Genomic DNA, 17,411 nt, shown 5'->3' with positions numbered 1-17,411 from the left:
GCGCGCGAGGTGACATGTACTCATGACAGAGACAAAGACCGCAGACACGAAGATCGCAGACACGAAGACCAAGGGGTTCCCCGCCCCGTCCCACTGGATCGACGGCAAGGCGGTCCCCGCCTCCGGCGCGCTGATCGACGTCACCGACCCGGCCACCGGTGAGGTCGTCGCGCAGATTCCCGAGGGCACCGCCGCGGACGTCGACGCCGCCGTCGAGGCCGCGCGCGCCGCGTTCCCCGCCTGGTCGGCCACCGCCCCCGAGGAGCGCGCCGCGGTCCTCCAGCGGGTCGCCGACGGGATGAAGGCGCACGCCGAGGAGATCGCCACCACCATCAGCGCCGAGATGGGCGCGCCCATCTCTCTCGCCCGCAACGCCCAGGCGGCGCTGCCCGTCCTCGCCACCGAGGCGAGCATCACCGCGGCCGCCGACTTCCCGTGGACCGAGCAGCGAGCCAACTCGCTGATCGTGCGCGAGGCCATCGGGGTCGTCGGCGCGATCACCCCGTGGAACTTCCCGCTCCAGCAGCTCGTGACGAAGGTCGTGCCGGCCCTGCTCGCCGGGAACACCGTGGTGCTGAAGCCGTCGGAGGTCGCGCCGCTGAGCGCCCGGGTCTTCGCCGAGATCACCACCGAGGCGGGGCTGCCGGACGGCGTCCTCAACCTCGTCAACGGGACGGGCCCGGTCGTCGGCGAGGCGATCTCGGCGCACCCGAAGATCGACATGATCTCCTTCACCGGCTCCACCGCGGCCGGCAAGCGGATCACGGCAGCGGCGGCCGGGAACGTCAAGCGCGTCGCGCTGGAGCTCGGCGGCAAGGCGGCCCACATCATCCTGCCGGACGCCGACCTCGCAGAGGCCGCCGTGCGGGGCCTGTCCTACGCCTGGATCAACGGCGGCCAGGCCTGCGGCGCGTGGTCGCGGATGCTCGTCCCGGCCGACCTGCACGACGAGGCGGTGGAGATCCTCCGCGAGGCCGCCAAGGGCTACACGGTCGGCGCCCCGACCGACCCGGCGACGGTCATCGGCCCCCTGGCGTCGGAGACCCAGCGCGAGCGCGTCGAGGGCTACATCGCGAAGGGCATCGCGGACGGCGCGACCCTCGTCGTCGGCGGAACCGGCAGGCCCGACGGGCTGGACACCGGCGCCTACGTCAAGCCGACGATCTTCGCGAACGTCGACCCGTACTCGGTGATCGCCCAGGAGGAGATCTTCGGCCCGGTCCTCATGCTCATCCCCTACACCGACGAGGACGAGGCGGTCGAGATCGCCAACAGCACGATCTACGGGCTGAACGCGGCGGTCACCGGGGGAGAGGAGCAGGCCATGGCCGTCGCCAGGCGGCTGCGGGTCGGCCAGGTCGACGTCAACGACGGCGCGATCAACTTCCTCGCCCCGTTCGGCGGCTACAAGCAGTCCGGCAACGGCAGGGAACTGGGCCACGAGGGACTCTCGGAGTTCCTGGAGACCAAGGCCATCAGCCGCTGACCCCCGCGCGCCCGCCGATTCGGAGAACGACCGGCGGGCGCGGAACAGACGCCGTATCGTCGGTGTTGTCCGTGATCCGGACGGCACTTCGGAGGGATACGGCATGGACCGCGGCGAACTCGCCGGCTTCCTGCGCAGTAGGCGCGAGGCCCTGCAGCCCGAGGACGTAGGGCTGCCGCGCCGCAGGCAGCGCCGGGCGAGCGGGCTGCGCCGCGAAGAGGTCGCCGAACTCGCCGCCATCTCCACCGACTACTACAGCCGGATCGAGCAGCAGCGCGGGCCCCGTCCGTCGGAGGGGGTGCTGGCGTCGATCGCCCGAGCGCTGCGGCTCACCCCGCAGGAGCAGGACCACATGTTCCGGCTCGCCGGGCATGCCGTGCCGGTGCGCGGCGCGGCCGAGCCCGTCGACGCGGGCATCCTCTCCATCTTCGAGAAACTGGAGGGCTCGCCCGCGCAGATCACCGACCAGCGCGGCGAGGTCCTCGCGCAGAACCGGCTGTCCCGGCTGCTGCTGGGCGACCAGACCCGGTACACCGGCCTCGCCCGCTCGTTCGCCTACCGCTGGTTCACCGACCCCGCCGAACGCCTCCTCACCCCGGCCGCCGAGCGCGACGGACACAGTCGCACCCTCGTCGCCCACCTCCTGGACGCCAGGACCCGCGACCCCAAGGACACCCGGACGGCGGCCCTCGTCGACGCGCTGCTCGCGGCGAGCCCGGAGTTCGCCGCCCTCTGGGAGGACCGGCCCGTCGTCGGGCCGTACTGCCCGGCCAAGCGGATCGACCACCCGGTCGTCGGGCCCATGGAGCTGTACGGCCAGAGCCTCCTCGACCCGGCGCACGCCCACCTCCTCACCGTCTTCACCCCGGCCTCGCCCGACACCGAAAGCCGCCTGGCCCTCCTGTCCGTCCTCTCCGACGACGAGGCCCCCGAGCCGTCCCGCCTGACGAACCACTGACGCACGATCCGCGCAGGAGGACGCATGACGTCGCCCGCATCCGGTTCCCACTCCCAGATCGCCGACGCACTCAACCTCCGCATCGCCGACGGCGTCTACGCCCCCGGCGCGAAGCTCCCCTCCGAGTCCGCGCTCCGCGCGGAGTTCGGCGTCACCCGGGGCACCGTCCGGCGCGCGCTCTCCCTGCTGGAGCGGGCGGGGCTCGTCGTGGTGACGCCCGGGACCGGCCGGACCGTCCGGCACCCGGACGACCCCGCCGCGCCACCTGCCCCGGCCTACCGCCGCATAGCCGACGCGCTGCACCGTCAGATCCTCGACGGGACGCTGCCACCAGGGGCGCTGCTGCCCAGCGAATCCGCCCTGATGGCCGCGCACCGCGTCTCGCGCAGCACGGCCCGGCAGGCCCTCGCGACGCTGGAGGGCACCGGCCTCATCCGCACTCACCCAGGGAAGGGACGCTACGTCCGGCACTCCTGATGCTCGTCAAGATTACCTAAACATACGTATCGTTCCCTCAAATAGGTGCGTTAAGGTGTGTTTATGGAAGATGAGTGCTATCGATCGACGCGTATCTACAAGACGGAGGCTGGCGGCGAGGCCGTCCGCGGGCGCTACCTCGCGGATCTGCGCGCCTGGCCCGTCCCGTGCGAGCACCTGCGGGTGCCGACCCGCGCGGGTGAGACCTTCGTGGTGGCCTCAGGCCCCGCGGACGCCCCAGCCCTCCTGCTCCTGCACGGCTCCGGCACGAACACCGCGATGTGGAGCGGCGACGTCGCCGCCTTCGCCGACCACTTCCGCGTCCACGCGATAGACATGATCGGCGAACCCGGCCTGAGCGCCCCGGCCCGCCCGCCTCTGGACTCCGACGCCTACGCCCGCTGGCTCGACGACGTCCTCGACGGCCTCGGAGTCGCCCAGGCGTCCCTCGTCGGCGCCTCCCTGGGCGGCTGGCTGGCCCTCGACTACGCGCTCCGCCGTCCCGGCCGCGTCACCCGCCTGGCCCTCCTGTGCCCCGGCGGCATCGGCCGCCAGAAGTGGGGATGGATCCTCAAGGCCCTCATGCTGAAGCCCTTCGGCGCGTGGGGTCAGCGCAAGACCGTCGAGGTCGTCGCGGGCCTCGACATGGCCGGCGCGGAGGACTTCCTCGAAGGCATGGCCCTCACCTTCACCCACTTCCTTCCCCGCAAAGGCCCCCTCCCGACCTTCCCCGACGAATCCCTCCGCTCCCTGAAGGCCCCCCTCCTCGTCATCGCGGGCGAGCGGGACGCCATGCTCGACTCCCGGGAGACCGCCCGCCGCCTGGCCGACACCCTCCCCGACGCCGACGTCCGCCTCCTCCCCGGCGTCGCCCACTCCATCGTCGGCCGGTCCGAGGAGATCCTCGCGCACCTGCTCCCGACGGCCGCCGATCCCCGCTGACTCCGTCCCCGAAGGCCGGGCATGGACGGCTGACGGCTGAGGCCGGGACACTGGGCGGATGCGGATCGACGGGTGGCACTTCTGGTCGGGCACGATCACCGGGGTGGTGCTGCTGACGGCGGCCGGGCTGCCGGTCGCGGTGCTCGCGGTCTGGGGCCTGGCCCGCCGCCGGCGCGCCGCGGGCGTCCCGGCGGTGTGGCGGCGGTCGCTCGCGGAGGTCGGCGTCGTCTACGGAACCGTGCCGTGGGTGTGGATGATCCTGTTGCCGGGCGGCGGCGACGTCCCGCGCCAGGTGAGCCCGGTCCCGCTGCGCGATCTCCTCGACGTCCTCGCCGCCGCGCCCGCCACGGCGACGGTCCAGATCGTCGGCAACCTGCTGGTCTTCGCCGCCCTGGGCGCGCTGGCCCCGCTCCGGTTCCCCGCCCTGGCCTCCGTCCCGCGCGTCCTCGCCCTCGCCGCCGCGTCGTCACTGCTGGTCGAGACCGCCCAGTACGTCCTGGGGCTGGGCCGTGTCTCGTCGATCGACGACATCCTCCTCAACGCCTCCGGCGCCGCTTTCGCCGCCCTGGCCTCCCGCCCCTGGTGGCGCACCACGGCCGCGGGCGCGACGTCTGCCGCCACAACGGTCGCGGCCCGCTGACGCGGTCGCACCGCAGGTGGTCGGCGCCACGAGCGCGAGGCACTCGTGCGGGGCGGGGTTGGGGGAGAGCGCGTTCCGCACCTCGGCGATCGCCTGGGATCGCTGCTCGGCCTGGACGTGCCGGTCGATCCGGGCGTGTGCCTTCGGCGGCAGGCGGTTCCACGGGGACGGGTCCATGACGGTCAGCCGACCCGAAGAATCCGGGATTCTGCTGTGAGGGTCCGGTGCAGCCGGGGTCAGGCCGCCTTGGCGGAGACGGGGGGTTTGCCGGGGGCCGCGGGGCGCAGGGCGGTGACGGGGGCGGCTGGGGTGAGGAGGCATTCGAGGGGGGTGAGGTCGCCGGTTCGGGTGGCGGTGCGGAAGGCCGAGAGGAGGGGGCGGGGGTCGGGGGTCGCGCGAGGGGTGCGGGGCGGGGCCGTCAGGCGCTTGCGGGCGCGGCTGACGAGCTGGCGGGTGGCGGGTTCGGAGAGGTGGAGGATGGCGGCGATGTCGGCGTAGGGGTAGTCGAAGGCTTCGCGCAGGAGGTAGGCGGCGCGTTCGTTGGGGGACAGGCGCTCCAGGATGAGGAGGACGGCGGTCTCCAGGGCCTCGGCGCGCTCGGCGCCCAGGTGGGGGTCGGCCGAGGTGTCGACGGGCTCCGGCAGCCAGGGGCCGATGTAGGTCTCGCGGCGGAGCCGGGCCGACTGGGCGGTGTTGATGGCCAGCCGGGTCGTGGCCGTCGCGAGGAAGGCCGCCGGGTTGGCGACGGCGGCCCGGTCGCAGGTCTGCCAGCGCAGCCAGGCGTCCTGCACGATGTCCTCGGCCTCGTGGACGCTGCCCAGCATCCGGTAGGCGATGCCGAAGAGGCGCGGACGGAGGTCGTCGAAGATCCGCACGGCGTCGTGGAGATCGTCGGGTCCGGCGGCTTCCTTACGCGGTTCGGCGTTCGCCACGGTCACTGCCCTTTCTGGAGGTCTCTCGCTGAGGTGGCGGCCGTCCCGGCCGCGGGGAGCCCGCTCGTCCCCGCCCCCGAGCCGGGGACGAGCGGGCGCGTCATCGGGCACGGATCAGCGCGCGGCCTTCTCGATGACGTCGGCGACGGCGCCCGGACGGGTCAGAAACGCCGAGTGCGAGGCGTCGAGCTCGACCGGGCGGGCTCCGGCGCGGGCGGCCATGAAGCGCTGGGCCGCCGCCGGGATCGCCTGGTCGGTCTTGGAGACGACGACCCAGGACGGCACCCGCCGCCAGGCGGGATCGGCGGTGGCGGGCTCGGTCAGCGCGCCGTAGGCGATGGGGCGCTGGGTGGCGGCGAGGACCCGGAGGGTCGAGCCGGAGACGCCGGGCCCGAAGACCGAGCCGAAGGAGTCGGTGCGGAGGTAGACGTCGTCGCCGCCCGTGGGCAGCGGGACGGTCCGGATGGCCTCGGGGGTGATCTTGCTGCCGGGGAAGAGCCCGGCGATGCCGAAGGCGGTCTCGCCCTCTTCCGGGAGGAAGGCCGAGACGTAGACGAGCGACTTCACGTCGGGGTCGGGCGCGGTCTCGGTGATGACGGAGCCCGCGTAGGAGTGGCCGACGAGGACCACGGGGCCGTCGATCCCGTCGATGACGGAGTCGAGGTAGGCGGCGTCGGAGGCGAGCCCGCGCAGCGGGTTGGCGACGGCGAGGGCGGTGTAGCCGTCCTTCTGGAGGCGTTCGATGACGCCGCTCCAGCCGGAGGAGTCGGCGAAGGAGCCGTGCACGAGCAGGATGGTCGGCTTGGCGGCCTTGGGGCCGGCGGTGGCGGGCGCGCCCGAGAACGTCAGGGACGTCGCGGTCAGCGCGAGGCCGGTGATGATCCCGGCGAAGCGCCGCGCGGAGTGGCGGGAGGAGCTCATGAGGTTTCCTTTTCTCGTGTGGGTGCGGTCAGCGCAGGAAGTCGAGGAGGGTGGCGTTGACCTCCTCGGCGTGGGTCCAGCAGATGGCGTGCGGCCCGCCTTCGACGACCTCGTAGCGCAGGTCGCGGAGGTGGCCCTTGAGCCGGTCGCCGGTGACCGCGATCGGCAGGATGCGGTCCTCGTCGCCTTGGACGACCAGGACGGGGATGTCGAACTTCGCGAGGTCGTCGCGGAAGTCGGCGGTCCAGGCGGCGACGCTGTCGTGGGTGGCGGTGGCGCCGGCCGTGGCGGCGATGGCGAAGAACGCCCGCAGCGCGTCGAAGCCGATGCGGGTGCCGCCGAGGACGTCGGCGTTGAAGGACTCTTCGAGGAAGCCCTTGAGGAACGCGAACCGGTCGGCCCGGATCTCCTTGCGCATGTCGGCGAAGATCGACCAGTCGATGCCTTCGGGGTTGTCGTCGTCCCAGCCGAGGCAGGGCGGCAGCGGCGCGATCATGACGGCCTTGGCGACCCGCTCCGAGCTGTAGAAGCCGATGTAGCGGGCGACTTCGCCGGTGCCCATGCAGTTCCCGACCAGGACGCTGCCGCGCAGATCGAGCGCCTCCATGAGGACGTTGAGGTCGGCGGCGAACGTGTCGTAGTCGTAGCCGGTGGAGGGCTGGTCGGACTTGCCGAATCCGCGCCGGTCATAGGTGATGACGCGGTGTCCTTCGGCCAGCAGCGCCGTCGTCTGCTTCTCCCAGGCGACCCCGCTCAGCGGGAATCCGTGGACGAGGACCACCGGGGTCCCCGATCCGTGGTCCTCATAGAAGAGGTGAATCGCCTTCCCGTTCTCTTCGCCGACTTTCACATGTGGCATTTCCGCCTCCTTGGGACCGGGTTCGCCACCCGGACCTCCCGGGCTTGTGATCTCACCTTCCCGTGCCTTCCGGAAAAGGGCATGACGTGAACGAATGAGATATCGCGGCGGGGTTCGAAGAGCCTGTGCGGCCTGCGGGAACGGCGGTCGGCGGGCATGCGAAAGGCCGGGACCATCCGACGGAATGGTCCCGGTCCTTATGCGTCAGGCGTCAGACTTCAGTGGTCAGTCGATGGTCTCGTCACGCTCCAGATAGGCGCGGGCGAGTTCGACCCGGGAATTCACGCCGATTTTGTGGAAGATGTGCATGACATGGGTGCCGACGGTCGCGGGGGACAGGAACAGCCGTTCGGCGGCCTGCCGGTTGGTGGCGCCTTCGGCGACGAGGGCGAGGACCCGCCGCTCGGCCGGGGTGAGCGCGGCCCAGCCCCGTTCCGCGCGGCGGCGTTTGCGCCGCCGGTGCCCCGCGGCGCTGAGCCGCCGCCGGACCCGCGCGGCCTCGGCTTCGGCGCCCGCCCCGGCGTAGCAGGCCTCGGCACGGGTGAGCTGCTGGACCGCCTCGGCCCGGTCGGATTCGAGGAGCAGCCCTCCGGCGTCCTCCAGGGCGGCGGCGAGGGAGGGCGGGCAACCGGTCGTGTCGAAGACGGCGACGGCCCGCAGCACGGCCGCGGCGTCCCCGTCGAGGAGCCCGCGCGCGTGCGCGGCGATCGCCGCGAAGAAGGGGACGCCGGGGTTGAGTCCGGCCCTGCGCTCGGCCTCGGCCGTGACGGCGGCGGCCCGATCGGTCCGGCCTCCGGCCAGCGCGGTCCGCACGAGAGCCGGGTCGTCCGCGGGGTACGCCGGGAAGCCCAGCGCGGTCGGGGGCCCTGCCGCAGCGTCGGCCTCGTCGAGGAGCGCGCAGGCCGCGTCGGCGTCGGAGAGGCACGCGGCGGCCCGCAGCGCCGCCCGGCGCAGGGGCCCCTCGTTCGCGCGCAGCGGGGCGACCGCGCGCTTCACCTCCGCGCGGTCGCCCATCAGCACCGCGACCCGCCCGAGCACGGCGAGGCTCTCCAAGACGACGGCTTCGCCAGCGCCTGACCCTTCGGCCTCCGCGAGCGCGGATTCGGCGGCCTCCCGCGCCTCAGTGGGCCGTCCTGCGGCGAGGAGCAGCCGCGCCCGCACGGCGAGCCACAGCCCGAGCCCGTGCGCGTGCCCCGGCCGCCGGCCGGCCGCGACGCCCTCCTCGGCTTCCCGCAGCCCGTCCTCGACCGCGCCCATGGCCCCGTTCAGCGCCGCGCTCCAGACCGGCGCGACGAACAGCGCGGTCCCGTCCGCAGCCCCGGCCGCCGCCTCGACGGCCTCCGCGGCGAGCCCTTCGGCGGTCCGGAAGTCCCCCTGCGACGCCCGGACGAGCGAGGCGGCGGTCCGCAGCAGCGCCGACTCCGCGCCGTCGTCCCGAGCCCGCACCACCCGCAGCCGCGGCGCGGGCGCGTCGGGCCGCCCGGATCCCGGCACGGTGGCGTCGTCAGCGGACGCGGCGAGGAGGCGTTCGGCGGCGGCGAGGTCGCCGGTCAGCACCGTCGCGAGGCAGTGGAGCGCGGCGAGCGGCGACCGCAGCTCCTGCGGCGCGCCGGCGAGCGCGGCGCCCGCCCGGCTGTGCCGCAGCGCCGCGCAGGGCGAGCCCCGCAGCGCCGCGCTCGCCGCGCCGAGCCGGACCCGCGCCTCGACCTCCGCAGGCAGCGCCCCGCCCAAAACCACCTCTTCCAAGCCGTTCCCGTCCAAACCGGTCTCTCCCAGCACGGAATCCGCCAGGGCGAGGCCCTCGCCGCCGCGTCCGGTCCGGGCGAGCAGGGGAAGGGCGTCCGCGACGGCCTCGGCGCGTTCCGCCGACCCCTCGCACGCGAGCGCCACGGCCTGCAAGGCGATCGGCACGGCGGCCTCGGGGTCCCCTTCGGCGAGTTCGCCGAGTGCTCGGCGGAGCAGCGCGGCGGCGTCGGCGTCGCCGGGCTCGGCGGTGCGGGCCATGGCCATGGCCACCTGCCCGAGGGACGCTCCCCGCGCGAGGCCGAGTTCGGCGGCCTGCTTGCGCAGCGCCCTGCGCAGCGAGACGGGCACGGTCTCCCGGACGGCCTCGCGGACCATGTCGTCGCGGAAGGAGAGCGGGTCCGTGGGCCGGACGACGTCGGCGTCGACCGCCTCCTGGAGCGCCGCGACCACCTCGGCGATGCCGCGCCCGCTGAGGTCGGCGAGCCGGTCGGCCTCCAGTTCGCGGCCGAGCACCGCGGCGAGCTGGAGCACCTCGCGGGCGAGCGGCGAGAGATGCCCGAGGAACCGCTGCGCGGAGCCGTAGGAATGGATGGGCGAGTGCCGTCCGCTGAGGTGCGCGACGGCGTCCGTCCGGGTGACGGCGCCTTCGCCGACGAGCCCCCGCACGGTCTCGGTGACCTGGAGCGGGCGGCCTCCGGCCTGCCGGAGCAGGGCGAGCAGGTCCGCGTCGGGTTCGGCGCCGAGCAGGTCGCGGGCGATCAGCGCGATCGCGTCGTCGGGCAGCGGCATGAGGCGCACCGTGCGGGCGCCTCCGCCGGTGAGCCGGGTGAGGGTGGCCCGCAGGTCGGGGTCCGCCGAGCCGGTCCGGACGGTGACGAGCCAGAGGATCGGCTGCGCGGACAGCCGTTCGGGAAGGGTGCGCAGCGCGAGGAGCGTGCCGGCGTCGCACCACTGGAGGTCGTCGACGACGATGAGCAGCGGCAGGTCCAGCGCCGCGCGCCCGATCTGGTCCTGCACCGCCCGGAACAGCCAGAATCGCTGGTCGGCCGCCTCGGACAGGGTGCGCAGGACGCCCGCGTCGACCACCGGCCGCCCGTCGGACACCAGCGCCTGGAGCAGCGCTCCGAACGGGACGATCTGGTGGTCGCGTTCGCCCGCCCCGCTGAGGACGCGCGCTCCGGAGGCCTCGGCGAGCGTCCGTGCCTCCCGGGCGAGGCGGCTCTTGCCGACGCCCGGCGCGCCCTCGACCACGACGACGCCTCCGTGCCCTTCGCACAGCCGCGAGATCAGCCCGTCGAGGTCGGCGACCTCGGCGTCGCGCCCTCGGAACGCAGGCTCCCACGGAGACCCTTCCTCCACCGACCGCATGCGGCCTTCCCTTCTTCCCTCCGCCGGGACGGCCCCGTGCCGCCCCGCCCTTTCGCCCCGCCGACGACTCGGCACGGAAGCGCTCACGAACGTCCGTCCGTGCCGCGGCCGACCGGTCCGTCGCCGAAGCAGAACCGGGACACGGCGGGCATGGTGAGCAGGACCATCAGGACCGCGACGGCCGCGAGTCCCGCGACGACGAACGCGAGCCCCGCGCCCGGCGCAGCCAGCGGCAGCAGCAGGACCGCCGCGACGCCGCCCAGCACGACGGCGGGGTGCAGGACCCGGTCGGCCAGGATCGGCAGGTGGGCCAGCCACAGCAGCGCGACGAACACGGCGGTCGGGACGGCCACGGCGTACCCGATCGCGAGGGGCGAGGCCGCGAGGTCGTGCCCGGTCTGCTCGACCGCGACCTCCAGGCCCGCGCCGAGCGCCGCGAGGGCCGCGAAGACCCCGTAGTGCCCGTAGCCCCACAGGTAGGAGCCCTGCCTGTGCGTGCTCAGCCCGTGTCCGGAAGGCAGCAGCGAGTACAGCCACCACAGCGCGAACAGCAGGATGAGCCCGGACACCCCCATGACCACGAGCGTCCCGCTGACGTGGGCGGCTTCGAGCGCCGACCGGACGCCGTTGGACGCGGCCAGCACGCTCTCCCCGAAGAGGATCATGGTGAACAGCCCGTAGCGCTCGGCGATGTGGTGCGGATGCCAGGTCGTCGCCTTCGTCCGCTCGGCCCACCAGGGCACGGCGAGTTCCAGGGCGGCGAGCAGCGCGAACGCCGGGAGCTGCGCCCCCGACGGCAGGAGGCCGGTCTCGGCCAGCAGGAGCCGCAGGAGCCAGCCGACCTCCAGCAGCCCGATGCCCGCGGCGTAGCGCAGCGCGGTGCGGCGGCTCGCCGGATGCTCGGCGGCGGCCCGCAGCCACTGCGCGAAGAGGGCGAGGCGCATGATGAGGTACCCGACCGTGATGAGCAGGTAGTCGCCGCGGTCGGACGCGGCGGGCACGCCCGCGGCGAGGACCAGCACGCCGCCCATCTGCACCATCGTCAGCAGCCGGTAGGCGGCGTCGTCGGTGTCGTACGACGAGGCGAACCAGGTGAAGTTCATCCACGCCCACCACACGGCGAAGAAAACCTGCAGGAACGGGACGATCCCGCTCAGGGCATGGCCTTCGGCCACTTGGTGGGCCAACTGGACGGTGACCGCCGCCACCGCGACCACGAACGTGAGGTCGAAGAGGAGTTCCAGCTGGCTTGAGGTGCGGTGCGGCTCGTCGATGGCGCGCGCGGTCATCCGCACCCGGATCCGGTACTCGGCGCCTGCCGGGGGCATGGTCGCTCCTTCTGTCCGCGGGGTCCCGGCGGACCCCGTATGCCGTGAAGACAAGGCGGCGCTCGCTCCTGTGACATCCGCCGCGGATCCGCATGGATTCGCAGGGATGCGCACGAACGGGACGCGGATTTTCGGCCGACCTGTCACAGCCGTGCGCAGTGCCCGGTCATAGCTGTCGACCGGGCGACGAAGAAGCCCCGGCGGACAGAAGGGCCTCACATGAGGATCGTGATCATCGGCGGCACCGGCCTGATCGGCTCGAAGCTGGTCAAGAAGCTCGGCGAACACGGACACGAGGCCGTCGCCGCGGCTCCGAACACCGGCGTGAACACGCTCACCGGTGAGGGCCTCGCCGAGGTCCTGAAGGGCACCGACACCGTCATCGACGTCTCCAACTCGCCGTCGTTCGAGGACGCGGCCGTGCTGGAGTTCTTCACCACCTCCACCCGCAACCTGCTGGCCGCGGAGAAGGAGGCGGGGGTCGGCCACCACGTCGCGCTCTCGGTCGTGGGCACCTCACGGCGTCCCGACATCGGCTACTTCGCGGCGAAGATCGCCCAGGAGAACCTGATCAAGGAGTCGGGGATCCCCTTCTCGATCGTGCACGCCACCCAGTTCTTCGAGTTCGGCCAGCGGATCGCCGACGGCGCCACGACGGGCAACGAAGTGCACATCGCCCCGGTGGCGTTCCAGCCCATCGCGGGCGACGAGGTGGCTCAGACCGTCGGCCGTACCGCGGTCGGCACTCCGCTGAACGGCGCGATCGAGATCGCCGGCCCGACGCGCTACCAGATGGACGAGTTCTTCCGTAAGGCGCTCGGCGCCTGGGGCGACCCGCGCGAGGTCGTCGCCGACCCGCACGCGCCCTACTTCGGCGCCGAGCTCACCGAGCTGGATCTCGTCCCCGGCGACGGCGCGATCCTCGGTCAGATCACCTACAAGGACTGGCTCAAGACCGCCTGACCCAGGGCACCCCGGTGCCCCTTTGAGCAGGGGACGCGGCGGAATGCCTGGCGCGCATCAACGCCGCCGCGTCCCCTACCCCTCCTGAGACCCACCTCTACCGCAACCCCGCGGCCCGCAGACGAAGCGGCGCCGGAGACCGGAGGAAGGCCCGCATGACCGCGATGGCGATGGAAGCCGAGTTCGACGACGTGGCGGGCTGGACCGCCGACGCGGTCGCGCAGCTGGGGGAGCACTACGCGATCCCGGCGGCCTGCCGCGGCAGCGCGAACCCCGCCGCGCTCGCCTGGCTCGCCGAGGCCTGCGAGCTGTCGCCCGGCACCGTGCTGCTCGACGTGGGCGCGGGCGCGGGCGGCCCCGCGGCCTGGGCCGCCCGCCGGTTCGGCGTCCGGCCGATCCTGGTGGAGCCGATGCCCGCCGCGTGCCGGGCCGCCTCCCGCCTGTTCGGGCTGCCCGTCATCAACGCCGACGGCCGCGACATGCCGCTGCCGCCGGAGTCGATCGACGCGGCCTGGTGCCTGGGCGTGCTGGACACCGTCCAGGACAAGACCGCGCTGCTCCGCGAGATCCACCGGGTGCTGAAGCCCGGCGCCTCGCTGGGGCTGCTGGTGGTGGTCGCCCGGGACCCGTGGATCTCCCCGGTGCCCGAAGGCAACCACTTCCCCACGCAAGCCGAACTCGCCGCGGTGCTCGGCCGGACGGGCTTCGAGCTCGTCGAGCAGACCGAGCGGCCGGGCGACGTGCCGCTGTCGTGGTCGCGGCGCGCCGAGCGGGTCGCCGCGGTGGTCGCGCTCCGGCACCGGGCCGAGCGCGCCTACGCGCTGGCGGCCGACCAGAGCGCGAGCTTCACCCGCCTGTTCGCGTCCGGACAGGCCTCTATGCAGCTGATCCACGCGGTCCGGCGCCGGGCGGCGCCCGACCCGACCCCCCGAGGAGGACAGATGAGCACGCAGCCCGGCGACGACGAGGTCGGGTTCGATCTCGAGATCGAGGTCGAGGTGGAACTGCGCGAGGCGCGGGCGAGCCACGCGCAGGAGGCCGTGACGCAGCCGCCCGAGCGGTGGCTGTTCGACCCGGCCGAGGAGCAGGCCTACGAGGTCGAGCTGCGCAGCCTCCTCGGCGCGGTCCGGGAGCTGAAGCACGCGCCCGAGCCGGCGGACCCCCCGGCGCACCCCGACCCTTCGACCGGTGAAACGAGACTCCCGTGAACGTCCCCGTACAGCAGCTCTCCGCGCCCGCGCAGGCCAGGCGCATCAACGGTCTCGACGACCTGCGCGAGCACCTCCAGTGGGCGATCGAGCTGGAACACGCGACGCTGCCGCCGTACCTGTGCGCGCTCTACTCGCTGGACCCCGAGCGCAACCCCGAGGCCGCCCAGCTCGTCGCGGGCGTCTTCGTCGAGGAGATGCTCCACCTGGCCCTCGCCGCGAACCTGCTGAACGCGGTCGGCGGCAGCCCGCTGCTGGACACGCCCCGGATGCTGCCGCGGCACCCCCGCCGGCTGCCGCACGGCGACCCGTCGCTGGAGCTGTCGCTGCTCCCGTTCGGCCCGGACGCGCTCGACATGTTCCTCCGCCTGGAGCAGCCCGCGCCCGTCGACTCCCCGGCCCAGCCCGAGGGCTACACGACGATCGGCCAGTTCTACGCCGCGATCGAGGACGGCCTGAAGGACCTGTGCGCCGGACTCGGCGAGGAGGCGGTCTTCGCCGGCGATCCGGAACGCCAGGTGCAGAACCGCCACTTCCGGCACACCGCGGGACGGATCGTCGCGGTCACGGATCTCGCGTCGGCGCTGACCGCCCTCGCCGAGATCGTCGAGCAGGGCGAGGGCCTGCTCCGCGACGAGGTCTGGGACGGCGACCGCGACGTCCACCACCCCGAGCGGGACGAGGTCGCGCACTACTACCGCTTCCACGAGCTCAAGGTCGGCCGCCGCTACCGGCGCGGCGACACCCCCGCGTCCGGCCCGACCGGCGATCCGATCCGGGTGGATCCCGCGGGCGTGCACCGGATGCGGCGCGACCCGCGCCTGGACGACCACGAGCCCGGCCACCCGATCCGGGACGCCCAGGAGGAGTTCAACCACGCGTACTCGGGCCTCCTGCACCTGCTGGAGCAGGCCTTCAACGGCAGCCCCAGGCTCCTGGCCGTCGCGACCGGCACCATGTACGGGCTCCAGGAGCAGGCCGAGGCGCTGATGCGGATGCCCGACGGCGACGGCCTGACGGCGGGCCCGACGTTCGACTACGTCCCGCCGGAGCAGCGCGGCTGGAGCCAGACCGACCACCGCAGGATCACGGTCCTGCCCGACGGGCCCTACCTCGTCTACGGCAAGGTCCCGCTCCGCCGCAAGACCAAGATCGTCAGTCCGGAGAACAAGGACGCCCTCACCTGGAGGACGGGCGAGGACCTGGAGACCGAGGAGACCTACGCGCTCTGCCGCTGCGGCCGCTCCTCGTCCAAGCCCTTCTGCGACGGCACCCACGCCGTCGTCGCCTTCGACGGCTCCGAGAACGCGATCACCACCCCGTACAAGGACCTGCAGCACGTCCACGACGGGATCGGCGTCTCCCTCCAGCGCGTCGGCGAACTCTGCATCCACGCGGCCTTCTGCATCGGGCACACCCGGCCGATCGCCAAGATGCTCGACGACACCGACGACCCGGACATGCGCGCGAACATCATGAGCCGCGTCGACCACTGCCCGTCCGGCTCCTACACCTTCGCCCTGGAACGCGGCGGCGAGACCGTCGAGGTCGACGCCCCAGAGGCCATCTCCGTCCTCGAAGAAGAGGACGGCCTGGGCAGCGCGCTCTGGGTCACCGGAGGCGTACAGGTGCGGCGGTCGGACGGACAGCCCCTGGAGACCCGCAACCGGATGACCCTGTGCCGGTGCGGCCACTCCTCCAACAAACCTCTCTGCGACGGAACCCACCGGATGATCGGCTTCCACGAGTAGCCGGTCGGCGTATCGGGCCGGGCCATCGGAGTCCCGGCCATGACGGAAGGAAACACCGCAATGGGCAAGCACATCTTGGAGCCGGCGGCGCAGGAGCTCGCCGACGCGACCTCCAAGCCCCCGTTCCTCTACGAGCTGGGCGCGGAGGGCGCCCGCAAGGTCCTGGACGACCTCCAGGCGAACGCCGGCGTCACCCTGCTCGACGTCGACGACAAGTGGCTCACCGTCCCGGCCGAGGTCGGCGAGGTGAAGGTCCGCATCGTCAAGCCGAAGGGGACGGCCGACGAGGTCCTGCCGGTCGTGCTGTACGTGCACGGCGGCGGCTGGGTCATCGGCAATGCCGGCACCCACGACCGGCTCGTCCGCGAGCTGGCCGTCGGCGCGCACACCGCCGTCGCGTTCGTGGAGTACGACCGCTCGCCCGAGGCCAAGTACCCGGTCGCGATCGAGCAGGCCTACGCCGCCGCGCGGTTCCTCACCGCCAACGGCGCCAAGGGCAACCTCGACGTCTCCCGGATGGCGATCGCGGGCGACTCCGTCGGCGGCGCCATGACCGCGGCCCTCACCCTGATGGCCAAGCGGCGCGGCGACGTGAAGTTCGTGCACCAGTCGATGTACTACCCCGTGACCGACGCGGGGCAGGACACCGACAGCTACCGCGAGTTCGCCGACGGCCCCTACCTGACCGCCAAGGCCATGGCCTGGTTCTGGGACGCCTACACCACCGACCCCGCCCAGCGGGCCGAGATCACCGCGTCCCCGCTGCGCGCCACCCTCGACGAGCTGGAGGGGCTGCCGCCGGCGTTCCTCATCGTCGACGAGAACGACGTGCTGCGCGACGAGGGCGAGGCCTACGCCCGCCGCCTCACCGAGGCCGGGGTCCCGACCACGAGCGTTCGCTACAACGGCACGCTGCACGACTTCATGATGCTCAACCCGCTCAGCGGCACCCAGGCCGTGCGCGGCGCGGTCGCCCAGGCGATCGACGTCCTGAAGAGCGCCCTGCACTCCGGAAAGGACCACGCGTGAGCACCCCCGAAGACAAGCCCGTCATCGTCCTCGTCCACGGCGCCTTCGCCGAGTCGGCGAGCTGGAACGGCGTCATCCGGCTCCTGCACGAGCGCGGATACCAGTCGGTCGCGGTGGCGAACCCGCTGCGCGACCTGGCCGGCGACGCCGCCTACGTGCGCGACGTGATCAACGGGCTCGGCCGTCCGGTCGTCCTCGTCGGCCACTCCTACGGCGGCGTGGTGATCACCGAGGCCGCGGCGGGTCTCGCCCCCGTCCGGTCGCTGGTGTACGTCGGCGCGTTCGCGCCCGAGACCGGGGAGAGCGCGTTCGCGCTGTCCGACAAGTTCCCCGGCAGCACCCTCGGCGGGGCGCTGGTCGCCTACCCGCTCTCCGTCGGCGGCGACGAGTTCCGCATCGACCCGGCCAAGTTCCACCACCAGTTCTGCGCCGACCTGGGCGCCGAGGAGGCCGGGCTGATGTCCGCCACCCAGCGTCCGGTGACCGAGCGGGCCCTGACCGACGGCCTGAGCACCACCGAGCCGGCGTGGCGCACGATCCCGTCGTGGTTCGTGCACGGTGAGAAGGATCTCAACATCCCGGCCGCGGTGCTGCGCTTCATGGCCGAGCGGGCCTCCGCCAAGGGCGTCCGCGAGGTCGCGGGGGCCTCCCACGCGGTCGGCACGTCCCAGCCGGACGCGATCGTCGCCATGATCTTGGAGGCGGCGGGCGAAAGCCGATAGCCTGACGAAGCCGTCATATCGGACAAAGTCCGAGTAGGCAGAAGAAGGCGGGCGCCGCGCGGATCCGATCCGCGCGGCGCG

At 73.2% G+C, this 17,411-nt stretch carries 15 protein-coding genes; 10 read left to right on the top strand and 5 right to left on the bottom strand.

The window, feature by feature from the left end; translation table 11 throughout:
- The first annotated feature begins 22 nt into the window (after positions 1-22).
- The 5 genes from ACYVOM_RS23015 to ACYVOM_RS22995 all read left to right on the top strand — a co-directional run bounded on the left by ACYVOM_RS23015 (position 23) and on the right by ACYVOM_RS22995 (position 4,503).
- Positions 23-1,486 (top strand): aldehyde dehydrogenase family protein, encoded by a 1,464-nt coding sequence (locus tag ACYVOM_RS23015; RefSeq protein ID WP_460305535.1) that lies wholly within the window; start codon positions 23-25, stop codon positions 1,484-1,486.
- A 103-nt stretch (positions 1,487-1,589) separates the two neighbouring features.
- Positions 1,590-2,444 carry a helix-turn-helix transcriptional regulator gene (locus ACYVOM_RS23010; RefSeq protein ID WP_460305534.1) on the top strand — a complete coding sequence of 285 codons (855 nt, stop codon included), beginning with the start codon at positions 1,590-1,592 and terminating at the stop codon, positions 2,442-2,444.
- Between the two features lie 24 nt (positions 2,445-2,468).
- Positions 2,469-2,921 carry a winged helix-turn-helix domain-containing protein gene (locus tag ACYVOM_RS23005; RefSeq protein WP_460305533.1) on the top strand — a complete coding sequence of 151 codons (453 nt, stop codon included), beginning with the start codon at positions 2,469-2,471 and terminating at the stop codon, positions 2,919-2,921.
- Between the two features lie 63 nt (positions 2,922-2,984).
- Positions 2,985-3,863, top strand: coding sequence for an alpha/beta fold hydrolase (locus ACYVOM_RS23000; RefSeq protein ID WP_460305532.1), 879 nt, complete (start codon positions 2,985-2,987; stop codon positions 3,861-3,863).
- Between the two features lie 58 nt (positions 3,864-3,921).
- The gene (locus tag ACYVOM_RS22995; protein WP_460305531.1) at positions 3,922-4,503 is read left to right on the top strand and encodes a VanZ family protein; all 582 of its coding nucleotides are present in this window, start codon (positions 3,922-3,924) and stop codon (positions 4,501-4,503) included.
- A gap of 236 nt (positions 4,504-4,739) precedes the next feature.
- Here ACYVOM_RS22995 and ACYVOM_RS22990 read toward each other — a convergent pair whose 3' ends face one another.
- The 5 genes from ACYVOM_RS22990 to ACYVOM_RS22970 form a co-directional block, all read right to left on the bottom strand.
- Positions 4,740-5,441, bottom strand: a complete 702-nt coding sequence (locus ACYVOM_RS22990; protein ID WP_460305530.1) for a sigma-70 family RNA polymerase sigma factor — start codon at positions 5,439-5,441, stop codon at positions 4,740-4,742.
- A gap of 108 nt (positions 5,442-5,549) precedes the next feature.
- Positions 5,550-6,356: an alpha/beta fold hydrolase gene (locus ACYVOM_RS22985; RefSeq protein WP_460305529.1), complete on the bottom strand. Its 807-nt coding sequence runs from the start codon at positions 6,354-6,356 to the stop codon at positions 5,550-5,552.
- A 28-nt stretch (positions 6,357-6,384) separates the two neighbouring features.
- Positions 6,385-7,215 carry an alpha/beta fold hydrolase gene (locus tag ACYVOM_RS22980; protein WP_460305528.1) on the bottom strand — a complete coding sequence of 277 codons (831 nt, stop codon included), beginning with the start codon at positions 7,213-7,215 and terminating at the stop codon, positions 6,385-6,387.
- A gap of 225 nt (positions 7,216-7,440) precedes the next feature.
- Entirely contained in the window at positions 7,441-10,329 is a 2,889-nt protein-coding gene (locus ACYVOM_RS22975) for a helix-turn-helix transcriptional regulator (RefSeq protein ID WP_460305527.1), read from the bottom strand.
- An 83-nt stretch (positions 10,330-10,412) separates the two neighbouring features.
- On the bottom strand, positions 10,413-11,657 hold the full coding sequence (locus ACYVOM_RS22970) for a low temperature requirement protein A (protein ID WP_460305526.1): 1,245 nt from the start codon (positions 11,655-11,657) through the stop codon (positions 10,413-10,415).
- Between the two features lie 219 nt (positions 11,658-11,876).
- Here ACYVOM_RS22970 and ACYVOM_RS22965 point away from each other — a divergent pair, with 219 nt between their 5' ends.
- The 5 genes from ACYVOM_RS22965 to ACYVOM_RS22945 all read left to right on the top strand — a co-directional run bounded on the left by ACYVOM_RS22965 (position 11,877) and on the right by ACYVOM_RS22945 (position 17,330).
- Complete coding sequence (locus ACYVOM_RS22965) at positions 11,877-12,620, top strand: SDR family oxidoreductase (RefSeq protein ID WP_460305525.1); 744 nt, start codon at positions 11,877-11,879, stop codon at positions 12,618-12,620.
- 155 nt (positions 12,621-12,775) lie between these two features.
- Positions 12,776-13,828: a methyltransferase domain-containing protein gene (locus tag ACYVOM_RS22960; RefSeq protein ID WP_460305524.1), complete on the top strand. Its 1,053-nt coding sequence runs from the start codon at positions 12,776-12,778 to the stop codon at positions 13,826-13,828.
- Positions 13,825-15,579, top strand: coding sequence for a ferritin-like domain-containing protein (locus ACYVOM_RS22955; protein WP_460305523.1), 1,755 nt, complete (start codon positions 13,825-13,827; stop codon positions 15,577-15,579). The genes ACYVOM_RS22960 and ACYVOM_RS22955 overlap by 4 nt, the downstream gene beginning before the upstream one ends.
- 60 nt (positions 15,580-15,639) lie before the next feature.
- Positions 15,640-16,608, top strand: a complete 969-nt coding sequence (locus ACYVOM_RS22950; RefSeq protein ID WP_460305522.1) for an alpha/beta hydrolase — start codon at positions 15,640-15,642, stop codon at positions 16,606-16,608.
- A complete protein-coding gene (locus tag ACYVOM_RS22945) occupies positions 16,605-17,330 on the top strand; it encodes an alpha/beta fold hydrolase (protein WP_460305521.1) in 726 nt (241 codons plus the stop codon). The genes ACYVOM_RS22950 and ACYVOM_RS22945 overlap by 4 nt, the downstream gene beginning before the upstream one ends.
- Positions 17,331-17,411: the final 81 nt, after the last annotated feature.

Source organism: Actinocorallia aurea (assembly GCF_054783995.1).
The sequence above is the reverse complement of the archived record's forward strand: the minus strand, read 5'-3'. Positions and strand labels throughout refer to the sequence as shown.

Excerpts from the sequence above, each read along its gene's own strand:
- ACYVOM_RS22950 (WP_460305522.1), top strand. The coding sequence starts at position 15,640 with ATGGGCAAGCACATCTTGGAGCCGGCGGCGCAGGAGCTCGCCGACGCG.
- ACYVOM_RS22975 (WP_460305527.1), bottom strand. The coding sequence starts at position 10,329 with ATGCGGTCGGTGGAGGAAGGGTCTCCGTGGGAGCCTGCGTTCCGAGGG.
- ACYVOM_RS22995 (WP_460305531.1), top strand. The coding sequence starts at position 3,922 with ATGCGGATCGACGGGTGGCACTTCTGGTCGGGCACGATCACCGGGGTG.
- ACYVOM_RS22960 (WP_460305524.1), top strand. The coding sequence starts at position 12,776 with ATGACCGCGATGGCGATGGAAGCCGAGTTCGACGACGTGGCGGGCTGG.
- ACYVOM_RS23000 (WP_460305532.1), top strand. The coding sequence starts at position 2,985 with ATGGAAGATGAGTGCTATCGATCGACGCGTATCTACAAGACGGAGGCT.
- ACYVOM_RS23015 (WP_460305535.1), top strand. The coding sequence starts at position 23 with ATGACAGAGACAAAGACCGCAGACACGAAGATCGCAGACACGAAGACC.
- ACYVOM_RS23010 (WP_460305534.1), top strand. The coding sequence starts at position 1,590 with ATGGACCGCGGCGAACTCGCCGGCTTCCTGCGCAGTAGGCGCGAGGCC.
- ACYVOM_RS22965 (WP_460305525.1), top strand. The coding sequence starts at position 11,877 with ATGAGGATCGTGATCATCGGCGGCACCGGCCTGATCGGCTCGAAGCTG.
- ACYVOM_RS23005 (WP_460305533.1), top strand. The coding sequence starts at position 2,469 with ATGACGTCGCCCGCATCCGGTTCCCACTCCCAGATCGCCGACGCACTC.
- ACYVOM_RS22980 (WP_460305528.1), bottom strand. The coding sequence starts at position 7,215 with ATGCCACATGTGAAAGTCGGCGAAGAGAACGGGAAGGCGATTCACCTC.
- ACYVOM_RS22970 (WP_460305526.1), bottom strand. The coding sequence starts at position 11,657 with ATGCCCCCGGCAGGCGCCGAGTACCGGATCCGGGTGCGGATGACCGCG.
- ACYVOM_RS22985 (WP_460305529.1), bottom strand. The coding sequence starts at position 6,356 with ATGAGCTCCTCCCGCCACTCCGCGCGGCGCTTCGCCGGGATCATCACC.